The sequence below is a fragment of the Streptomyces sp. NPDC024698 genome (assembly GCF_055559015.1).
In genome coordinates, this window is the sequence record NZ_JBVHLK010000001.1 from 396,646 (window position 1) to 415,439 (window position 18,794).

At 73.6% G+C, this 18,794-nt stretch carries 15 protein-coding genes; 10 read left to right on the top strand and 5 right to left on the bottom strand.

Annotated features, from left to right (window positions below; translation table 11 throughout):
• Positions 1-14: 14 nt before the first annotated feature.
• Both ACZ4AA_RS01750 and ACZ4AA_RS01755 read right to left on the bottom strand, forming a co-directional pair.
• Complete coding sequence (locus ACZ4AA_RS01750; protein ID WP_467593618.1) at positions 15-932, bottom strand: SMP-30/gluconolactonase/LRE family protein; 918 nt, start codon at positions 930-932, stop codon at positions 15-17.
• Positions 929-1,702 carry an IclR family transcriptional regulator gene (locus ACZ4AA_RS01755; RefSeq protein WP_467593621.1) on the bottom strand — a complete coding sequence of 258 codons (774 nt, stop codon included), beginning with the start codon at positions 1,700-1,702 and terminating at the stop codon, positions 929-931. The genes ACZ4AA_RS01750 and ACZ4AA_RS01755 overlap by 4 nt, the downstream gene beginning before the upstream one ends.
• Before the next feature lie 143 nt (positions 1,703-1,845).
• Here ACZ4AA_RS01755 and ACZ4AA_RS01760 point away from each other — a divergent pair, with 143 nt between their 5' ends.
• Positions 1,846-2,466, top strand: a complete 621-nt coding sequence (locus tag ACZ4AA_RS01760; RefSeq protein ID WP_467593624.1) for a hypothetical protein — start codon at positions 1,846-1,848, stop codon at positions 2,464-2,466.
• 42 nt (positions 2,467-2,508) lie between these two features.
• On the opposite strand, the gene ACZ4AA_RS01765 is transcribed toward ACZ4AA_RS01760, so the two are convergent.
• On the bottom strand, positions 2,509-3,384 hold the full coding sequence (locus ACZ4AA_RS01765) for an ATP-grasp domain-containing protein (protein ID WP_467593626.1): 876 nt from the start codon (positions 3,382-3,384) through the stop codon (positions 2,509-2,511).
• A gap of 247 nt (positions 3,385-3,631) precedes the next feature.
• On the opposite strand from ACZ4AA_RS01765, the gene ACZ4AA_RS01770 reads away from it, so the two are divergent.
• Positions 3,632-4,732, top strand: a complete 1,101-nt coding sequence (locus ACZ4AA_RS01770; protein ID WP_467593629.1) for a MerR family transcriptional regulator — start codon at positions 3,632-3,634, stop codon at positions 4,730-4,732.
• A gap of 45 nt (positions 4,733-4,777) precedes the next feature.
• Here the strand turns inward: ACZ4AA_RS01770 and ACZ4AA_RS01775 are convergent, their stop codons facing one another.
• Entirely contained in the window at positions 4,778-5,428 is a 651-nt protein-coding gene (locus ACZ4AA_RS01775) for a toxin-antitoxin system, toxin component (protein ID WP_467593631.1), read from the bottom strand.
• A 298-nt stretch (positions 5,429-5,726) separates the two neighbouring features.
• On the opposite strand from ACZ4AA_RS01775, the gene ACZ4AA_RS01780 reads away from it, so the two are divergent.
• Together ACZ4AA_RS01780 and ACZ4AA_RS01785 are read left to right on the top strand one after the other, a co-directional pair.
• Positions 5,727-7,265: an acyl-CoA synthetase gene (locus tag ACZ4AA_RS01780; protein ID WP_467593633.1), complete on the top strand. Its 1,539-nt coding sequence runs from the start codon at positions 5,727-5,729 to the stop codon at positions 7,263-7,265.
• Positions 7,258-8,643 (top strand): carboxyl transferase domain-containing protein, encoded by a 1,386-nt coding sequence (locus ACZ4AA_RS01785; protein WP_467593636.1) that lies wholly within the window; start codon positions 7,258-7,260, stop codon positions 8,641-8,643. The genes ACZ4AA_RS01780 and ACZ4AA_RS01785 overlap by 8 nt, the downstream gene beginning before the upstream one ends.
• 178 nt (positions 8,644-8,821) lie before the next feature.
• On the opposite strand, the gene ACZ4AA_RS01790 is transcribed toward ACZ4AA_RS01785, so the two are convergent.
• Positions 8,822-12,478 carry a S8 family serine peptidase gene (locus ACZ4AA_RS01790; protein ID WP_467593638.1) on the bottom strand — a complete coding sequence of 1,219 codons (3,657 nt, stop codon included), beginning with the start codon at positions 12,476-12,478 and terminating at the stop codon, positions 8,822-8,824.
• 614 nt (positions 12,479-13,092) lie between these two features.
• Between ACZ4AA_RS01790 and ACZ4AA_RS01795 the strand changes: the two genes are divergently transcribed.
• The 6 genes from ACZ4AA_RS01795 to ACZ4AA_RS01820 all read left to right on the top strand — a co-directional run bounded on the left by ACZ4AA_RS01795 (position 13,093) and on the right by ACZ4AA_RS01820 (position 18,715).
• Positions 13,093-14,130, top strand: coding sequence for a rod shape-determining protein (locus ACZ4AA_RS01795; protein WP_467593641.1), 1,038 nt, complete (start codon positions 13,093-13,095; stop codon positions 14,128-14,130).
• 40 nt (positions 14,131-14,170) lie between these two features.
• Entirely contained in the window at positions 14,171-15,718 is a 1,548-nt protein-coding gene (locus ACZ4AA_RS01800; RefSeq protein WP_467593644.1) for a GAF domain-containing protein, read from the top strand.
• 314 nt (positions 15,719-16,032) lie between these two features.
• A complete protein-coding gene (locus ACZ4AA_RS01805; RefSeq protein ID WP_467593647.1) occupies positions 16,033-16,269 on the top strand; it encodes a hypothetical protein in 237 nt (78 codons plus the stop codon).
• A 223-nt stretch (positions 16,270-16,492) separates the two neighbouring features.
• A complete protein-coding gene (locus ACZ4AA_RS01810; RefSeq protein WP_467593650.1) occupies positions 16,493-17,839 on the top strand; it encodes a GH25 family lysozyme in 1,347 nt (448 codons plus the stop codon).
• A gap of 38 nt (positions 17,840-17,877) precedes the next feature.
• A complete protein-coding gene (locus ACZ4AA_RS01815; RefSeq protein ID WP_467593653.1) occupies positions 17,878-18,270 on the top strand; it encodes a hypothetical protein in 393 nt (130 codons plus the stop codon).
• A 25-nt stretch (positions 18,271-18,295) separates the two neighbouring features.
• Entirely contained in the window at positions 18,296-18,715 is a 420-nt protein-coding gene (locus tag ACZ4AA_RS01820; protein ID WP_467593656.1) for a hypothetical protein, read from the top strand.
• Positions 18,716-18,794: the final 79 nt, after the last annotated feature.

Here is an 18,794-nt window from a genome sequence, read left to right on the forward strand (position 1 = left end):
GTGTCGGACAGGCCCTAACCGGCGAACTCCGGCTGCGGCAGGCCCTTGCCCGCGCCGGGGACGACCAGGAGGGAGCCGGACATCGGGTGCGGTGCCGTGAGGCCCGTACGCGCGGTGGTGACGTACAGATCGGTGAGGTCGGCGCCGCCGAACGCGCAGGCGGTGGGGCGGCGGACCGGGAGGGTGAGCACCCGGTCCAGGGCGCCGTCCGGGGTGTAGCGGTGGACCGCTCCGCCGTCCCAGAGGGCCACCCACACCCCGCCCTCCGCGTCCACCGTCAGACCGTCGGGGAATCCGTCCTCCACGGTGGCGAACGGACGTCTGTCGACGGGGAGTCCGTCGTCCCCGAGGTCGAACACGTCGATGCGGCGGGTCGGCGAGTCGATGTAGTGGACCCGGCGGCCGTCGGGGCTCCAGCCCGTGCCGTTGCTGACGCTCACGTCGTCGAGGATCGCGCGGACGGTGCCGTCCGGGGTGATCCGCGAGAGAGTGCCCCCGCCCGGTGCCTCGTCGTAGCGCATGGTGCCGAACCACAGCGAACCGTCGGGCGCGACGGCCGCGTCGTTGGCGCGGCGGCCGGGCACGGGGTCCCGGTGCAACCAGCGGAACGAGCGGCCGGCCCGGACGGCTCCGGCCACGGCTCCGACTCCGGCTCCCTCCGCGGCTCCGGTGGTGGACTCGCCGGAGCCGGGCGGCCCGTAGAGGCCCACGCCGTCACGGAGGTTGACCACAAGGCCGCCGCCCGCGCGCGGCTTGGCCGCGCCCACGTGCTGCTCGGTGGCCAGCAGCGTACGGCGGCCCGAGACGGGGTCGTAGGTGTGGATCCGGGAGCCGAGGATGTCGACCCAGAGGAGCCGTCCGGCCCGGGCGTCCCAGGTCGGGCCCTCGCCCAGCGCCGCGTGCGCGTGGACCGCGACCTCGACGGCGGTCACCCGACGTTCCGGTGACCGAGCCGCTCGGACAGCTCCGCGGCGCCCTTCGCCGCGAGCTGCTCCAGCTCGACGCGCCGCTCGTCGCTCCAGCGGATCATCGGTACGGAGATCGAGAGCGCGGCGACGACGTGTCCCGCGCGGTCGCGCACCGGAGCGGCGACACAGCTGACGTCCGGGTTGGACTCACGGCTCTCGACGGCGATCCCGCGACTGCGGATCTCGGCGAGGGCCTCGCGCAGGGCGCCCGGCTCGGTGATGCTGTTCGGGGTCATCGCGACGAGCTCGGCGTCGTCGGGGACGCGAGAGGTCAGCTCCGGCTCGGAGAGGGAGGCGAGCAGCATCTTGCCGACGGAGGTGCAGTGAGCGGGAAGCCGGCGGCCGGCCGCCGAGACCATGCGCACGGCGTGCGTGGAGTCGACCTTGGCGATGTAGATGACGTCGGTGCCTTCGAGGATCGCCACGTGCACGGTCTCGTCGCAGGTCTCGGCGACGGAACGGGCGACCTGCTGGCCCTCGGCGGCGAGGTCGAGCTGCTCGGCGTAGCGGCTGCCGAGCTGGTACGGGCGGACGCCGAGCCGGTAGCGTCCCGGCTGGCCCGGCACCTGCACGATGTATGAGCGGGCGGCGAGCGTGGTCACCAGTTCGTGCACGGTCGTGCGCGGCAGCTGGAGCCTGCGCACGATGTCGGGGGCGGAGAGAGTCCCGTCCCCGTCGAGAAAGAGCTCCAGTATGTCCAGAGCCCGGGTCACGGCAGGTACGAGGCGTCCCACAACCGGCCCCCTCTCTATTGTTCGAAATTTCAACAGACGATCGGGATGACGAACACAGGCTAGTCATTCACCCGGGGGCGGGCAATGGGTCCGGTGCCCCGTACCGCCCGCCCGGCGAGGGCCGGGTGCGGGATCATGGGCCCATGCCGGCCAAACGCCCCGCCGCCCCCTTCACCCCGCTCGACTTCCACCTGGTCCTGCTGCGCCGCATGGCCGACCACAACCCCGGCCTGGTCGAGGACGCCCGTCACGGGCTGGGGGCGTCGATCGCGGACATGCGCGAGGCCAACCGGCGCTGGCAGGCGATGCTGCGCGCGCCCCGCTCCCGGTCCGCCGCCTCCCGCTACCGCTCGGTCCTCGGCGCCCCGGAGTCCGCGCGCGAACGCCGGATCGGCGATCTGACCTGCGAGGCCCTGCGCTGGCCTGTGCCGCTGTGGCCCGGTCTGCGCTTCGAGGTCCTGCTCGCCCCGAACGGCGTCGTCTGGAACGAATGGCTGGTACGGGCCCCGGGCGCGCCCGCCCCCGTGCTGGAGACCCTGGAGGATCTGGCCCCCTGGTCCTGCACGGTCGACGAGGCCGCCCGCGCCTTCGCCCCCGCCCGGCCCCTGGAGGGCACCGCCCCGACCCGGTGGGGTCTGGCGTTCACCGCTCCCGACACCGCGGGGGTGCCGCACGCGTGCGCGGCGGAGTTCACCTGGGGCCTGCTCCAACGGGTGGGCGTCAAGGGACCCGTCGCAGAGCACCCCGGGCACCCCGGCCCGTAGACCGCGGACGGTACCGCCGCCGGAGCCGGGGCGAGCCCGCGCTCAGCGGGCGGCGGCCTCGATGATCCGGGCCACGACGACGGGCAGCGACCCGGGGTGGAGCCACAGGAAGAGGTTCGGCTCGACGAGTTCGAGCTCCATCAGCCGGGGCCCGCCGTCGTCACCGTCGACCAGGTCGACCCGGGCGTAGAGCACACCGTCCGGACCGCCCGGCACGGCGGCCAACGCCTTCTCGGCGACCGCCAGTTCGGCAGCTGTCGGCTCCCAGACCTCCAGGCGCGGATGGGGTGTCTTGTCGCCGTCGTACGGCGTCCCCGGCTCCAGCACGGCCCCCTTGCGGCTGGCGTGCAGCAGCCGCCCGCCGAAGAACTGGAGCGCCCGCTCGCCCCGGGTGTCGATGTCCTTCACATACGGCTGGACCATGGCGGTCAGCCCCTCGGCGTGCATCCGCGCGAGCTGCCCGAGGGCCGTCCCGGCCTCCTCGGGTGTGTACCGGGCGGCGTAGCGCGCGCCGGCCCCCGCCGTGGGCTTCACCACGAACTCGTGGTCGCGGGGCAGTTCGACCGCGTCCCCCGGAGCCACATAGCGGGTCGGCACGACCGGCACCCCCGCCGCCGCCAGGTCCCCGAGGTACCGCTTGTCCGTGTTCCACCGCACGACCGGCGCCGGATTCGACAGCCGGGTGAGCCCCGCGCAGCGCTCGGCCCACGCCACGAACTCCGGCACGCGCCGGCTGTAGTCCCAGGTCGACCGGATCAGCGCCAGGTCGAACCCCGCCCAGTCGACCGCGGGATCGTCCCAGTGCACGATGTCCGCCTCCGCCCCGGCGTCCTCAAGGGCTCCCCGCAGCGCGGGCAGATCCCGGTCCAGGCCGGGCTCCTCGCCCGGGTCGTAAGTGACGAGCGCGATACGGGCCACGACGGACTCCAACCTCGTACGGCGCCGGTGCGGACACCGGCGCCCTGCCTCCGGCGCACCCCATCGGTACGCCGTCCCTGGAACATCGCCGCAGGCTAACAACCCGCTCGCTCCCGGTCCGGGCCACACTTGACCTTCACCAAGGGGCAGGGCCCAGCATCGGTGACGGAACGAGGAACCAGAACCAGGACCGGGGCCGGTACCGGCTGCGGTCCGGGCAGGGGAGCGACGGGGTGGACACGTGGACATGCTGACGATCGGAGCCTTCGCCAAGGCCTCGCGGCTGTCGCCCAAGGCGCTGCGGCTCTACGACGAACTGGAGCTGCTGCGTCCCGCACGGGTCGACCCCGGCACCGGCTACCGCTACTACGCGGCGGAGCAGCTCGAACAGGCGCGGCTCGTGGCCTGGTTGCGGCGGCTCGGCATGCCGCTCGCCCGGATCCGCAGGGTGTGCGCCCTGGAACCGGGCCCCGCCGCGCGGGAGATCGGCGCGTACTGGGCCGGGGTCGAGGCCGAGACGTCCGCCCGCCGGGATCTGGCGGCGTTCCTCGTGGACCATCTGTCACCGTCCCCAGGGAAGGACACCAGCATGCTGGAACTCCGCTACTCCGCCCTCTCCGACACCGGCCTGGTCCGTACGGCCAACCAGGACAGCGTCCACGCGGGGGCCCGCGTCCTCGCGGTCGCCGACGGCTGCGGGCCGGGCGGCGCACCCGCGAGCACGGCGGCCGTACGGGCCCTGACGTTCCTGGACGACGAACCGCTGTCGGCCGGTGGCGTGCTCAACCTGCTGGAGGACGCCGTGGAGGGCGCGGCGCGAGCGGTGGCGGACCTGGTGCCGCGGCACGCCGCGGCGGGGGCCCCGGACGGCACCGGCACCGGCAGCACGCTCACGGCCCTGGTGTGGACCGGCTCGCAGCTCGCGCTCGTCCACATCGGGGACTCCCGTGCCTATGTGCTCCGCGACGGCGGGCTGTTCCGGATCACCCACGACCACACGGTGGTCCAGTCGATGATCGACGAGGGCCGCCTCACCCCGGAGGAGGCGACCGCGCATCCCCAGCGGGCCATGCTGCTCAAGGCACTGGGCTCCCCCGCCGACGTACCCGATCTGCGGCTCCAGGACGTCCGGCCGGGCGACCGCTATCTGCTGTGCTCCGACGGCCTGTCCACCGTCGTGCCGGAGGAGGGGATCGAGCGGCTTCTCACGTCGGCGCCCGATCCGGACACGGCCGTACGGGCGCTGGTCGCGGCGGCGAACGACGCCGGCGGCCCGGACAACGTCAGTTGCGTGGTCGCGGACGTGGTCGAGGCGACCGACCGCCCGAGGGGCCTCCGGTTTACCTAGGTCGTGTCCGCGAAGTCGCGTCCGCCCGGCGACGCCTGGCACACCCTAGGGCCTGCGGTCCTCGGGCCTGCGGTAGCCGAGGGAGGCCTCGATGGCGCGGCCGACCGGGTCGACGGCGGCGGCGCCTGCGGGGCCGGTCACCCAGGAGCGGAAGACGCTCGCCAGTTGCAGGCCGAAGGCCTCGGCCTGCGCCTCGTCCGCCTGACGTGATCCGTCGCGGGCGGCGACGGTACGGGCGACCTCTTGCCGCAAGGGCGCCCGCGGTCCGGGATCACGCCAGCCGGGCCGGTCCGAGAGGGACGCCCGCGCGACGGCCGTGGCGCCGTCCACGTGGTGGTCGCGGTGGCCTTCCTTCATGTGCCACAACTCGTGCCCGAGGATGACGAGTTGCTGCACGGTCTCGGCACGCTCCTCGACGACGACGAGGTCGAAGTCGCTGAACTCCATCCACAGACCGGTGACTTCGATCTCGTCCGGGAAGCGTTCGAAGCGGAGCCGCACCGGACGACCGCCCCGGCGCCGGCTCATCTCCTCGCAGAGGGCCTGCGCCAGCTCCCTCAGGTCGACGGGCGTATCGATCCTTCTCCGCAGTACCCGGCCGAGCTCCACCGCCAGCGCCCGCATCTCGGAGCGGGACCCGCGCGGACGCAGCGCCGCCACGAATCGTCCGACGGAGCCGGCCGGCTTCGTCGTCATCGCTCCGCCTCCTCGCCGTCCGGCAGGACCTCGGGAAGGTGCGGCGGGGACTCACTCACCAAAGGTCTCCCGGCAGTTGACTCGTCAAGTTGTGACGCGAGCCCGACCCTACGGGTCCGGGTCCGTCCACGCCACGGTTCCCGAACGATCGTTCCCGGTTTCCGGACGATCCTTACGGCGCCTGCGCTCCCCCTCCACGTCCCCGGCGCGATCGGGCCGCCGACCACCCGGTCCCCGGTCCGGATCGTGTAGGAAGAGGCTGTCCCTCCCGGTGAAGTCCTCTCGGCAAGGAGTCCTCGTGTTCTCCCTCTTCCCGGCCCTGGTGGGCGGTTCGGTCGCGGACCGGTCCGCGCTGCGCTTCGGCGACCGGTCCCTGACGTACGCGGAACTGGCCGCCTCCGCGGGCGCGCTGGCCGCACGGCTCGACGGTGCCGGGAGGGTCGCCGTCTGGGCGACGCCGACCCTGGAGACGGCCGTCGGTGTCGTCGCCGCGCTGCTCGCCGGGGTGCCGGCCGTGCCGCTGAACCCGAGGTCGGGAGAGGCCGAACTCGGTCACATCCTGGGCGACAGCGCGCCGTCCCTGGTGCTCGCGGCCCCGGGGGACCCGCTGCCGGCCGCGCTCGGGGCGCTGGACCGCGTCGACGTCCGGGTGACGAGGGAGACGGCGGCGGAGACAGGAGCCGAGGCGGGAGAGGATGCGGAGGGAGGGGCCGAGGTGGTGGTGTCCGCGCAGGCGCCGGTCACCGACCCCTCCTCCCCCGCCCTGATCGTCTACACCTCCGGCACCACCGGTCCGCCCAAGGGCGCGGTCATCCCGCGCCGGGCGATCGCCGCGACCCTGGACGCGCTGGCGGACGCCTGGCAGTGGACCGGCGACGACGTGCTGGTGCACGGCCTGCCGCTGTTCCATGTGCACGGACTGATCATCGGCGTCCTCGGTCCGCTGCGGCGCGGCGGTTCCGTCCGTCATCTGGGCCGGTTCAGCGCCGAGGGCGTGGCGCGGGAGCTGGGCGCGGGGGCGACGATGCTGTTCGGGGTGCCGACGATGTACCACCGGCTCGCCGAGACGCTCGGTGAGGACCCCGGGCTCGCCGAGGCTCTCGGCGGGGCGCGGCTGCTCGTGTCGGGCTCCGCCGCGCTGCCCCCGCACGACCACGAGCGGATCAGGGCGGCGACCGGACGCGGGGTCGTCGAGCGGTACGGCATGACGGAGACGCTGATGAACACGAGCGTGCGGGCCGACGGGGAGGTCAGGCCCGGCACGGTCGGGGTGCCGCTGCCGGGTGTCGGTCTGCGGCTCGTCGAGGAGGACGGCACGGCGATCGCCTGGTACGAGGCCGACGGCGCCCCGGCCGGGGCGTTCGACGGCGAGAGCGTCGGCGAGATCCAGGTGCGCGGCCCGAACCTCTTCACCGAGTATCTGAACCGGCCCGACGCCACCGCCGCCGCGTACACCGCCGACGGCTGGTTCCGTACGGGCGACATGGCGGTCCTCGACCCCGACGGTTCGGTCCGTATCGTCGGCCGCAAGGCCACCGACCTGATCAAGAGCGGCGGTTACAAGATCGGCGCGGGCGAGATCGAGAACGCGCTCCTCGAACACCCCGGGGTGCGCGAGGCCGCCGTGGCCGGGGAGCCGGACGCCGACCTCGGCGAGCGCGTCGCGGCCTGGATCGTCCCGCTCGATCTCCAGGCGCCGCCGTCCGCCGAGGAGTTGGCCGACCACGTGGCCCGGCGGCTCGCCCCGCACAAACGGCCCCGTACCGTGCGCTTCCTCAAGGAGCTGCCCCGCAACGACATGGGCAAGATCCTGAAGCGGGAGCTGCCGCGTGACTGACCGGATCTCGGCCCGCGAGGCCATCGCCCTGGTCACCGACAGCTTCGCCGAACTCCCTTCCCCCGAAAAAGAGTTCCCGCCCGACGGTCCGCTCGCCTGGCAGGGGTACGGCGACGCGCGGGCGCGCGCCGCGGCCCGTACCGGCGAGGAGGAGTCCGTCGTCTGCGGCACGGCGACCTTCGGGACGGCGAGCTTCGGCACCACGACCGACGGCCGGGCTCCGCTCGGACCGGTCACCGCCGTCCTGGTCGCCTTCGAGTTCGGGTTCCTCGGCGGTTCCCTCGGCGAACGCACCGGTGACCGTCTGGAGGCCGCCCACGACCACGCCCGGACCCACCGGCTGCCCGTCGTCTCGCTCGTGGCCACGGGCGGCAGCCGGATGCAGGAGGGCATGCTCGCCCTGACCCAGCTCCAGCGGGTGGCACGGCAGTCGGCGCTGACCAGGGACGCCGGGCTCCCGCAGGTCGCGGTCCTGCGGGACCCGACGACGGGCGGCGGCTGGGCCACGCTCGGCGCGGGCGCCGATGTGACGTTGGCGCTGGCGGGCGCCCAGGTCGCCTTCGCGGGATCCCGGGTCCGTCCGCCCGGCGCTGATCCGGCCGCGTACACGGCCGAGGCACAGGTCGCGGCGGGCTCGGTCGACGCCCTCGTACCGAAGGACGGGCTGCGGGAGACGCTCGCCCTGTGGCTGGACCTGCTCACCCGGCCCGCCGCCGGGGCGGCGCCCGTCCCGGCGGCGCTGGGGGACGTCACGGAACTGCCCGCGACCGGCTGGGATGCGGTGCGGCGCGCCCGTTCCGCCGGACGACCGCGCGCCGAGGCCTACTTGGACGCCTGCTTCACCCGGCGGGCGGCGATCGGCGGGGACCGCTGCGGCGGCACCGACGACGGTGTGCTGTGCGGCTTCGGCCGGGCGCACGACGGGCGGACCGTCGCGTACGCGGCCCAGCGCGGGACGGCGACCCGTCCCGCCGGATACCGCACGGCGGCCCGGCTGGTCCGGACGGCGGGCCGGCTCGGCATCCCGGTCCTGACGCTGGTGGACACCCCGGGCGCGGCGAACGACGCGGATGCCGAACGGCAGGGGGCGGGCCCGGCGATCGCGGACCTGTTCGCGGCGATCGCCGGTGCCAGGACACCCGTCACCACCCTGGTGATCGGCGAGGGCGGCTCGGGCGGTGCGCTGGCGCTGGCCGCTCCCGGCAACACCTGGGCCACGCCGGACAGTTACTTCTCGGTCATCGCGCCGGAGTCGGCGGCGGCGATCCTGAAGCGGCCCGAGGGCGAGATCCGGGCGACGGCCGATCAGCTCCGGCTCCGGCCGCAGGACCTGCTGGACCTGGGAGTGATCCGGGGCATCTCGCCACACCGATCCTGAGCCCGGACGGACGGCGGCCGTCGGCTCCTCCCTCCCAAGAGGACCCGACGGCCGCCTGCTCACGCGGGCGCCGCGGTGGCCGCCCGTTCTCCGGGCCGCCGACGGGGTGGCGGCGTGCCGGAGGGAGTGGACCGGGTGGCGGGCTCCCGCCCCGGGCGGCCCGCCACCCGGCGACCGGTCACCGGACACCCACCGCCCGGATGATCTCCTGGCTGACCGAACCGCCCCGGTCGTCGTGGGCGAAGGCCCGGAGCGACACGTACGCGGCGCCGCGCGGAACGTCCAGCGTGCCCTTCCAGCGGGCCTTGCCCCCACCGGTCAGCGGCACCGCCTTCCAGGTCCTGCCGTCGTCGTACGACACCTGGAGCCTGCCGCCGGAGATGCTGCCGGTGTCCGGAGCCCCCTTGACGTACTCGGCGTACACGCTCACCGGGACCTTGTGACCGCGCACATCGCCCGCGAGGTCGGTGTCGACGTCGTAGCCGAGGTTGACGAGCGGGAGGAAGGTCCAGTGGTCGTCGGGGGTGGCCGCCGAGCGGACGGTCCACTCGGTGTGGCTCTTGGTGGAGAGCTTCCAGCGATCGGGGTCGAGGGTCGTGTCCGTGACCACCTTGTAGGTGTGCTCGTCGGCGGGCGCGTCCCAGACGTATCCCGCGGAGCTCTGCCGCCGGGCGAGCAGGACGCCGTCCTGGTAGACCGAGGTGAACTGGGTCATCCCGGTGTCGTCGCTCCACACGTCGCCGAACCCGGTGTGGTCGGGCCCGGAGTCGCCCCAGCCGGGCGTGTTGAACTCGATGACGTTGCCCGCGCGCTGCTGGCCCCAGCCGAGTCCGGTGCCGAGCCAGGGGTGCCAGACGGGCTTGAACCAGTTCAGGCCCTGGTGGGTGCCGCCCCGGTAGGCGACCAGGCCGCTGCGCTCCTCCAGCGTGCCCGCCCCGACGTTCACGGACTCCGACCAGGTCTGTCCGGTGCCGGTGGAGACGTAGTCGGTGCGCTCGGCCGGGTAGTCGATCCGCTCCTGGAAGCCGAGCCCGATGGGGAAGGGGTCGACGATCGAGTAGCGGTACTCGCTGCCCGAGACGGGCTTCACCGCGTGGAACCTCGTGTCCAGCACGGCCAGTTCACCGCGGCCGGGCTCATAGGCGAGGCTCCGGTCCGGGACGGCTCCCTTGTATCCGCGCGAAAGGTCGTACACGTACGGAGAGTTGCGGGTGCCGGTCATGTCGACGGTCCGCTTCGCGCGCAGCCGTGCCGCGTCCGCCACGTCGACCGTGGCGACCTGGAGCGGCCGGTCCTCGTAGGCGTCGGTGCCGAACCAGGCGTTGAGGCGTCCCGCCGTGTCGTCGGTGACGAACAGGGCCTTGGCGCCCGCGTCCTGGGCCGCCTGCGCGAGCGCGGCCGGTGAGCCGCCGTCGGTGAGCTTCGCGAGCACGGCCTTGCCGCCCACACCGGTGAACGGTCCGCTTCCGACGTCGACCAGCGGCAGTCGCGTACGGCCCTCGGTCAGCGTGGTGCCCGGCTGGACGATCGCCTCCTTGACCCCCGTGACCTGGAGCAGCGGTTTCCCGAGGCGCCAGACGGTGCGGTAGTCGAAGGTGCCCTCGGTGACCTTCTCGGTCGGGGCGGCGAAGACACTGTCGTACTTGACGGGCACCTGGACGGCGCCGAACAGGTCCGAACCGCCACCCGCCCGGTCGTACTCCATGATCAGCTGCCGGGTCTCGGCGCGCCGGTCGACCTTGGCGCTGACCTCCCTCAACGTGCGTGCGTCCAGGGTGACTTCGCGGTCCTGGTCGAGCGCGATCTGGGGTGCGGCGAGGAAGCCGAGGCCGAGCGAGTCGGCGCCGCGGCCGCCGCGCACGTCGAGGAACGACGTGAGGCTGTACGTGCCGGGCCGCAGGCGCAGCTTCAGGGTGCCGGAGTCACCGACGGCCGCCGGGTAGGCGTCGGTGTCCTGGGCGAGCTGCTGGACGGCGAGGTCGGCGGCGGCCGGTGCGCCGTCCCGGTCCTTCACATGGACGGTGAGCGTGTACCGCTCCTCCTCCTTGACCAGCCCGAACGCGGTGTGCGCGACGGGAGTGCCGTCCACCGAGGCGACGATCCGCCCCGAGGTCCGGCCCACGGGTGCCTTCGAGCCGTGGCCGGTGAGCGTGGTGGACGCGATGCCGTGCGCGGGCACCGTGAGCGTGGTGTCGGCGAGGGTGGCGACACCCTCGCCGGCCCCCTCCGCGGCGAGGCTCAACCGCACCGCCGCGTCGGAGGAGTTGGTGTAGGTGATCGTCTTCGTGACGGGCTTGTCGTCCTCGTAGGGCCAGCGGTGGAAGCCGAGGTCGGCGCTGCCCGTGGCGGTGATCCTCGCCTCGACCGCGTCCGGGACGCTCACTCTGCCCGCGCCCAACTGGTAGGCGGAGGCGTCGAGTTCCTTGGAGGTGGACATCAGCGCGTCCTTCAGCTGAGCGCCGGTCCAGTCCGGGTGCTCCTGGGCGAGCAGCGCGGCCACGCCCGCGACATGGGGTGTCGCCATCGACGTGCCGCTCATGGACGTGTAGTAGCCGCTGCCGTCCACGAGTTGGGAGCGGGCGGCGAGGATGTCGACGCCCGGCGCGGACAGGTCGGGCTTGAGCGCGTTGTCCCCGTAGCGCGGTCCTGCGCTGGTGAAGTACGCGGCCTGGTCGGCGGAGTCCACCGCGCCGACGGTCAGCGCGGAGTCGGCGGCGCCGGGCGAGCCGATGGAGGAGGGGGCGCCGGTATTGCCTGCGGCTATGACGAAGAGGGCTCCGGTCTCCTTCGAGAGGGTGTCGACGGCGGCGGCCATGGGGTCGGTGCCGTCGCTGGGCTCGGTGGAGCCGAGGCTCATGGAGATCACCTTGGCGTGCACGTCCCGCGCGGCCCACTCCATGCCCGCGATGATCTGCGACTCGCTGCCCGAACCCTGGTCGCTGAGCACCTTTCCGACGGCGAGCGTGGCCTCGGGCGCGACGCCCTTCTCCTTGCCCTCGGAGGCGGCGCCGGTGCCGCCCACGGTGGAGGTGACGTGCGTGCCGTGCCCGTTGCGGTCGGCGACCTCCTCGCCGTCGATGAAGCTCCTGGTCTGCGAGACCCGGCCCGCCAGGTCGGGGTGGCTCGTGTCGACGCCGGTGTCGAGCACGGCGACGGTCACGCCCTTGCCGGTGAGCCCCGCCTCCCAGGCCTTCGGCGTGCCGATCTGCGCGTTGCTCTCGGCCATGTCGGCCTTGACGCGCCCGTCGAGCCAGACCTTGCCGATCCCCGCCGTCCCGGTCAGCTGCCGGGTCATCGCCTTCCAGAACGTCCGGCCCTTGTCCGCGTCGAGTGCGGCGCCGCGGATGCTCGGCAGCGACCGTGTGCGCTCCGCGCCTCCCGGGACGGCCGCGCGGGCCTTCGGGTCGTAGGTCACGATCAGCGGCAGCTCACCGGTCTGCCGGTCGGTCAGTCCCTGCCGTATCAGCTCGCTCACGTCGAACAGCCGCCGGTCGAGGGTGCCGGCCCGCAGATAGGGCAGCGCCTCGTCCGGTACGACGGTGACGGTGCCGTCGGCGACCTGGGTGCGCACGGCTCCGGTGGCGCCCCGGGGACGTACGACGGACACGGTCTTCTTCCCGCCGCCGACGTCGGTCACGGTGACCTTGTCGCCGGTCACGAGGGTGACGGTGGAGGCGGTGCCGGCGGCTCTCGCCTGCGCCGGGACGGCGGCGGCCCCGGTGTCCGCCGTGTCCTGCTCGGCGGCGGCCGCGCCCGCCCGCGCCGTGGGCAGCAGGGCGAGCACGAGCCCGGCCGACAGCAGCGCCGCCGGACGGCTCAGTGGTCCTCTGGTCATTCATGGCCTCTCTTCGTCGGCCGTGCGCACGCCGGACAGGGGGTGGCGTCCGGTGCTTGCGAAGAGTCTCGGGGGATCACGCCGTCAGGAAGCCGACGGAGCCTGGCGGGAAGGCGCCCTGGCGGCTTCCCGCCAGGACATGCCGGTACGAGCGGCAGAAACCGGGCCGCTTCCAACTGGCTTTCAGGGCAAGGATGTTGTCGACGCGGGTCCAACCCGTGCGGCGAGTGACCGCACGGCGGAAGCCCGCCTCCGGCTTCTCCCGGCCCGGACCGGGGGCCCTTCGGAGGCCGTCCGGAGGCCGTCCTGGTGCGGTCCGGAGCCCGCCCGAGTGCGGCCCGAGTGCGGCCGGGTGTGACCCGGAGTGCGACCCGGACCGCGACCCGAGTGCGGTCCGGGGAAGCTCCCGGGGGGGGCCGCTCGGGAGGGCGCCCGGCAGGCCGCCCAGGTGCCGAACTCACCGCAGGTCCAGGCGCGCACCGGTCTCGCCACCCGTCCGGCGGCACCTCGCCCGGCCGTCCAAAAGGGGCGGCCCGCCTGCCACGCGCGCAGGATGTTCAGAGAGGACCGCCGCCCGGCGGAGCCCCACGTTCTGCGCCTCGGGAGGGCCTGCCATGACCGCCAGTCTGGAGCAGCTGCGCCGCTGTCACTTCGCCGTCGACCTGGGCGCGTCGAGGACCCGAGTGTGGGTGCGGGGCGCGGGCCTGGTCGTCGACCAGCCGAGCGTCGCGGCCATCAACACGAAGACGGGCGCGCTGATCGCGGTCGGGGAGTTCGCCGAGCGGATGACGGGCCGTACGCCCGACTACATCCGGGTGGTGCGTCCGGTGTCCGGCGGCACCGTCGTCGACATCGACATGGCGCAGCGGATGCTGCGCAATCTGCTGGGCGACAAGGTCCGGCGCACACTGCGCCGCAAGCCCCGGCTGCGGGCCGCGGCCTGCACCCCTCACGACGCTGACCCGCTGGCGCAGCGCGCCACGATCGAGACGCTGGTCGGTCTCGGGGCGCGGCGGGTCGAGCTCGTCGACACCCTGATCGCGGCGGCGGTCGGCTGCGGACTGCCCGTCGAGCGTCCCGAGGCCACCATGATCATGGTGTGCGGTGCCGCCGCGACCCAGCTCGCCGTGCTGTCGCTGGGCTCGATCGTCACGGCCGAGCGCATCCCGGTCGGGGGTGAGGCGGTCGACCACGCGATCGTGCAGCACCTGCGCCACCAGCACGAGCTGATGCTGCCGAGCCAGGCCGTACGACCGCTGCAACTCGCCCTCTCCGGCAACGGGCTGAGCCCGCACGGACCGGCCCTGACCGAGATCCACGGGCGGGACGTGGCGACCGGTCTCGCCCGCTCGGTGAAGGTCGACACCGCCGCCGTGCGCCTGGCGATCGCGACGCCGCTGACCGCCGTACTGGACGGCGTCGGCAAGGTGCTGCGGTCGTGCCCGCCCGATCTGGTGGCCGACGTCGCCGACCGCGGGATCATGATGGTCGGCGGCAGCGCGCTGCTTCCCGGGCTCGACCAGATGCTCCGCCAGGCGACCGGTGTGCCCGTCCACATCGCCGAGCGGCCCGATGTCTGCGCCGTGCAGGGCCTCGGCTACATGCTGGAGGGCAAGATCGAGCCGCTGATCCTGAACCCGCTGGCCGGCTGACGGTCCCGCGGCCCGGCGAACCCGCGTCCGGGAGCCTCGTATGACCGATCCCGTGCCCGGGCTCCCGCCGCTCCTGGAGGCGGTCCTCAGCGTCGGCACCGAACTGGAACTGCGGGCGACCCTCCAGCGGATCGTGGACGCGGCCGCGGAGCTGACCGGGGCCCGGTACGCGACGCTGGGGATGAGGGACCCGGGGCGGGACGGACTGCTGCACATCCGCACGGCGCGACCGCCCGCCCCGGAGACCGGCCTCCCGCCCGAGGACGCGTCGGGGACTCCCGGCCCCGACGACTCCCCCGAGTCCGACGACTCCCCCGGGTCCGACATCTGTCTGGACGTTCCCATCCGGGTCGAGGGCGAGGTGTTCGGCCGTCTCCGCCTCGCGGACAAGCCCACCGGTCCCGTGACGCGTGAGGACGAGGAACTGGTGCGTCTGCTCGCCACGCAGGCCGGGATCGCGATCGCCAACGCCCGGCTGTACGAGACGGCCCGGCAGCGGGAACGCTGGATCGAGGGCGCCGCCGCCGTCACCACCGCCCTGCTCAGCGGCGGGACCGGAGCGGACGCGCTGGCGACGGTCGCCGAACGCGCCAGGATCCTCGCGGGAGCCTCGGCCGGGATCATCCTCAAGCCCACGGACGAGGGCGGCATGGAGATCGTGGTCGCCTCCACGCCCGAGGACCCGACCGGGATCGTGGGCACCACCATCGCGCCCGGCAGCCCCGTCCTCGAACAACTCCTGGGCGGGGAACCGGTGTTCATCGAGGACTCGGCGACCGACCCCCGGATGACGACCCCCGTGCGGTTCCGGTTCGGGCCCAGCATGATGCTGCCCCTCCGGGCCGAGGGCCGGCTCGTCGGGACGCTGGCCCTGCCGCGCGGGCGGGGCGAGCGCCCGTACACGCAGACCGAACGCCTGCTCGCCGTCCAGTTCGCCTCGCAGGCCGCGCTCGCCCTGGTCCTCGCCGACGCCCGGAACCGCCGTGAACTCCTCGCGGTGTACGAGGACCGGGACCGCATCGCGCGTGACCTGCACGATCTGGTCGTACAGCGCCTCTTCGCGACCGGCATGATGCTGGAGTCGACGCAGCGCAGGAACGCCGCGCACGGGGACGGCAAGGAGGACGGCGCGGACGAGGACGGCGAGATCGCTGCCGTGTCCGCGGCTCTCGGCCGGGCGGTCGACGAGCTGGAGGGCACGGTCCAGGAGGTACGCACCGCGATCTTCGCGCTCCAGCAGCCGCCGGCCGACGCCCCCACCACGTTCCGCGGCAAGGTGCTGCGCGAGACGGCGGGCGCGGCGGCTGTCCTCGGCGTCCAGCCGTCCACCCGGTTCAACGGCCCGGTGGAGAACCGGATCACCGATGCCGTGGCCGGCCGGCTGCTCGCCGCGCTGCGGCGCGCGCTGGCCGCCGCCTCACGGCGCCCGGGGGTGTCGCGGATCGAGGTCGCCGTCGATGTGACGGTGCCTCTGCCGGACGGCCGCCCCGGCGTCCGGCTGACCGTCCACGACGACGGCGGCGAAGGCCCGGCCGGCGAAGACCCCGGCGCCGACGGCACGGACGTGCTCTGGCAGTCGCCCCTGTAGCGGCCGCGGTGGTCCGCCGCGGGTCCGGGTGGGTCAGTAGGGCAGCAGACGCCCCGACGGGGTCCTGCGGTCGATGGGCGTCTCGCGCGGAGCGGCGGGCCGGCGGTTGACGCGAATCCGGATCTGACGGTTCATGACCCCTCCTCATGACTGATGAGACCGGCGTCCTCGTCGACGCGCATAGACGCATGGTGCCCACGGATGCGCCTCTCCTACCCTCCGAGCAGCATGTTCCGGCGCCGGCCCGCGCGCGGGGCCAACGCGCCCGGCCGCGGTCCCTGCCTCCCGGGTTCGCCCGTGGTCACCTGGGACGCATGAACAGCAGACACGAAGCGCGCGTCGCGCAGTGGTGGGAAGCGCTGGATCCCTCGGCGCGAAAGGCTCTCCTCGATCTCCATCTGGTCGAGGGCGACCGGCTGCCCGAGCAGTTCGTGCGGGGACTCGCGGACCACGGCATCCACCCCGTCCAGTGGGAGGAGCCGGAGGCCGGGCATCTCGTGCCCGGGGAACTGGTGGAGTTCCTCGCCGGGAAGCGGGCCGCGGGCACCTGAGCGTCCCGGAACCCGCCGTACCCCCTGATGCCGGTCCCCCGGCGGGTTCCGGCACCGGGCCGGTGTCCCATCTCCGTCCCAGCGGTGGCGCGTTCGCGCAGGTCACGGGCGTGGGACCGTCCCGGCGTCCCGGGGCGGGCCGACAGGCTCCACCGTGGGCCGGGCGCTGCCAGCATGGCGGCGGCCGGGGGTTCCCGGCGACTGACCAAAGGGGGAACACCAGATGGGAACAAGGACGCTTCTGCGGGGTCTGACCCTCGCCGTGGCAGCGGTCCTGCCCCTGTACGGGCCCGTGTCGGCGCAGGCGACGGGAGCCGCGGCCGCCGCGGTCGCCGTCTGCGGGCACACGAGCGCGCAGCCCACGCTGCAACAGGGGTCGACGGGGGACGCGACGGTCGAGGCGCAGTGCGAACTCGACCTGGCGACGAAGCCGAGCCGGTACACGCCGATCGCGGCGGACGGCTCGTTCGGATCGGGGACGGAGACGCGGGTCAAGGAGTTCCAGCGGTGCGCCGGGCTGAGCGCGGACGGCGTGCTCGGCCCGAACACGTGGGCGGCGCTGAACACCTGGGCCGCACAGCCGCACACCTGCGCGACCCAGGGCACGGCTGACACGGCGCAGGCGACCGTGTGCGGCCACACCGACACGCGCCCGACTCTGAAGCAGGGCGCGAAGGGCGACGAGGTCAAGGAGGTTCAGTGCCGGCTGAACCTGGCCATGGAGCCCTTCCACTATCCGCCGCTGACCATCGACGGCGACTTCGGGGGCGGCACCGCGGACCGGGTGATCGAGCTCCAGCACTGCGCCAACCTCAGCGCCGACGGCACGGTCGGCCCCAACACCTGGGCCAAGCTCGTGGACTGGTCCGGCCGTAACGCGTACTGCGCCCCGCCTCACCCGGCCGGCCGGCCGATCGACGGGCTGGACACGGCCAAGTACCAGCACCCGGGCGGCGCCCCGATCGACTGGAAGGCCGTACGCGCCTCGGGCGCCGAGTTCGCGACGGTCAAGGCCACCCGGGGGCTGAACGTCACCGACGAATACCTCGCCACCGACCTCGAAGGGGCCAGGGCGGCGGGGCTGGCCGTGGCGCCTTACCACTTCTACACGGGGACGGCGGCCGACACGGGTGCCGCGCAGGCCGACCGGTTCATCGCCGCCGTGCGGGCGACCGGTTACACCGGGAAGCGTGCCGGTGATCTGCCGCCGATCTTCGACCTGGAGCGCATGGACGACGGCAGCGGACGCTGCCCCACGTACGGCACGGTGACCGACGCCAAGGCCTGGCTGGACCGGGTGGAGTCCGCCTTCGGCCGGGTCCCGATGATCTACACCCAGAAGTCCTTCCTGGACGACTGCATGGGCTCGACCACCGCCTTCGCCCGGTATCCGCTCCAGCTCGCGGACTACCGCCAGTCGATCACCCAGCCGCCACTGCCGAACGGCTCGACGACCTGGGCGATGTGGCAGTACACCGACGCCGCGATCTTCCCGGGCGTCCGGGCTCCGGCGACCGGGGACGTCTTCAACGGCACCCAGGCCGATCTGGACCGGCTGGCCAACCGGTGACCCCGGCCGCAGCCCCCGCCGCACCCAGGAGGACCTCCATGACCGGCCGGATCGCCCGCGCGTCCCTCGTCGCGCTGCTCCTCGCCCTCGGCTTCGGCGTCCCGGCGCCCGCATCGGCCGCCACGGCCGGCGCCGCCGCCACGAGCTGTTACGGCGGGGCCGTCACGGTGCACTACGGGGAGGTGCGCGACTTCGGCCCGTACGTGACCACGAGTCGCTGTACCGACATCAACATGCGCATGACCGGCGGCGACGCGGAGTACGTCGTCGCCTGCGTGAAGTTCGAGAAGACCGGCGTCTGCAACCGCTGGACCCGAGTCGGCCGGAGCTGGACCACCATCGCCACCGACGTCCTGAACGGCACCAGGTTCACGGTGCCCAACGGCGTCGACCTGGAAGGCAGTTCCGCCACCCTCCAGATCGCCTTCTGACCCCCTCACCCGAACGGAGACCACCATGATCAGGAGCAAGGCGCTCGCCTCTGTTCTGTTCACCGCGGCCGCGCTGCTGGGCGTGGGCGTCGCGCCCGCCTCGGCACAGCCCTCGGCCGCCGCCACGAGCTGCTACGGCGGGGCCAAGACCCTGACCTACCACTATCAGGCGGCCGCCAAGGAGTACGGCACCTACACCACGTCCTCGCGATGCGGTGACATCAACATCCGGCTCAACTCGGACACGCCGGAAGGGTGGTACCTGGACGCCTGCGTGGTGTTCGTCGACCACACCACCAAGTGCAACAACGGCGACGCGTACACCACCCACGGCACCGAGTGGGGGACGGTCGCCACGGACGTGAAGGACGGCACGCACTTCGTCCTGCGCATCCACGCCTACGACCAGGACGCGCAGAACGTGACGTTCCAGCTCGCCTACTGACCTCGGTCCGCATCTCCTTCCGCACTTCGCATCTCCTTCCGCACTTCCGCACTTCCGTTCCGACGTTCCGACGTTCCGA

Bases quoted from the DNA above. Each gene is read 5' to 3' on its own strand.
- ACZ4AA_RS01760 (WP_467593624.1), top strand. From the start codon at position 1,846: ATGCCGGCCAAACGCCCCGCCGCCCCCTTCACCCCGCTCGACTTCCAC.
- ACZ4AA_RS01770 (WP_467593629.1), top strand. From the start codon at position 3,632: ATGCTGACGATCGGAGCCTTCGCCAAGGCCTCGCGGCTGTCGCCCAAG.
- ACZ4AA_RS01775 (WP_467593631.1), bottom strand. From the start codon at position 5,428: ATGACGACGAAGCCGGCCGGCTCCGTCGGACGATTCGTGGCGGCGCTG.
- ACZ4AA_RS01790 (WP_467593638.1), bottom strand. From the start codon at position 12,478: ATGACCAGAGGACCACTGAGCCGTCCGGCGGCGCTGCTGTCGGCCGGG.
- ACZ4AA_RS01795 (WP_467593641.1), top strand. From the start codon at position 13,093: ATGACCGCCAGTCTGGAGCAGCTGCGCCGCTGTCACTTCGCCGTCGAC.
- ACZ4AA_RS01800 (WP_467593644.1), top strand. From the start codon at position 14,171: ATGACCGATCCCGTGCCCGGGCTCCCGCCGCTCCTGGAGGCGGTCCTC.
- ACZ4AA_RS01805 (WP_467593647.1), top strand. From the start codon at position 16,033: ATGAACAGCAGACACGAAGCGCGCGTCGCGCAGTGGTGGGAAGCGCTG.
- ACZ4AA_RS01810 (WP_467593650.1), top strand. From the start codon at position 16,493: ATGGGAACAAGGACGCTTCTGCGGGGTCTGACCCTCGCCGTGGCAGCG.
- ACZ4AA_RS01815 (WP_467593653.1), top strand. From the start codon at position 17,878: ATGACCGGCCGGATCGCCCGCGCGTCCCTCGTCGCGCTGCTCCTCGCC.
- ACZ4AA_RS01820 (WP_467593656.1), top strand. From the start codon at position 18,296: ATGATCAGGAGCAAGGCGCTCGCCTCTGTTCTGTTCACCGCGGCCGCG.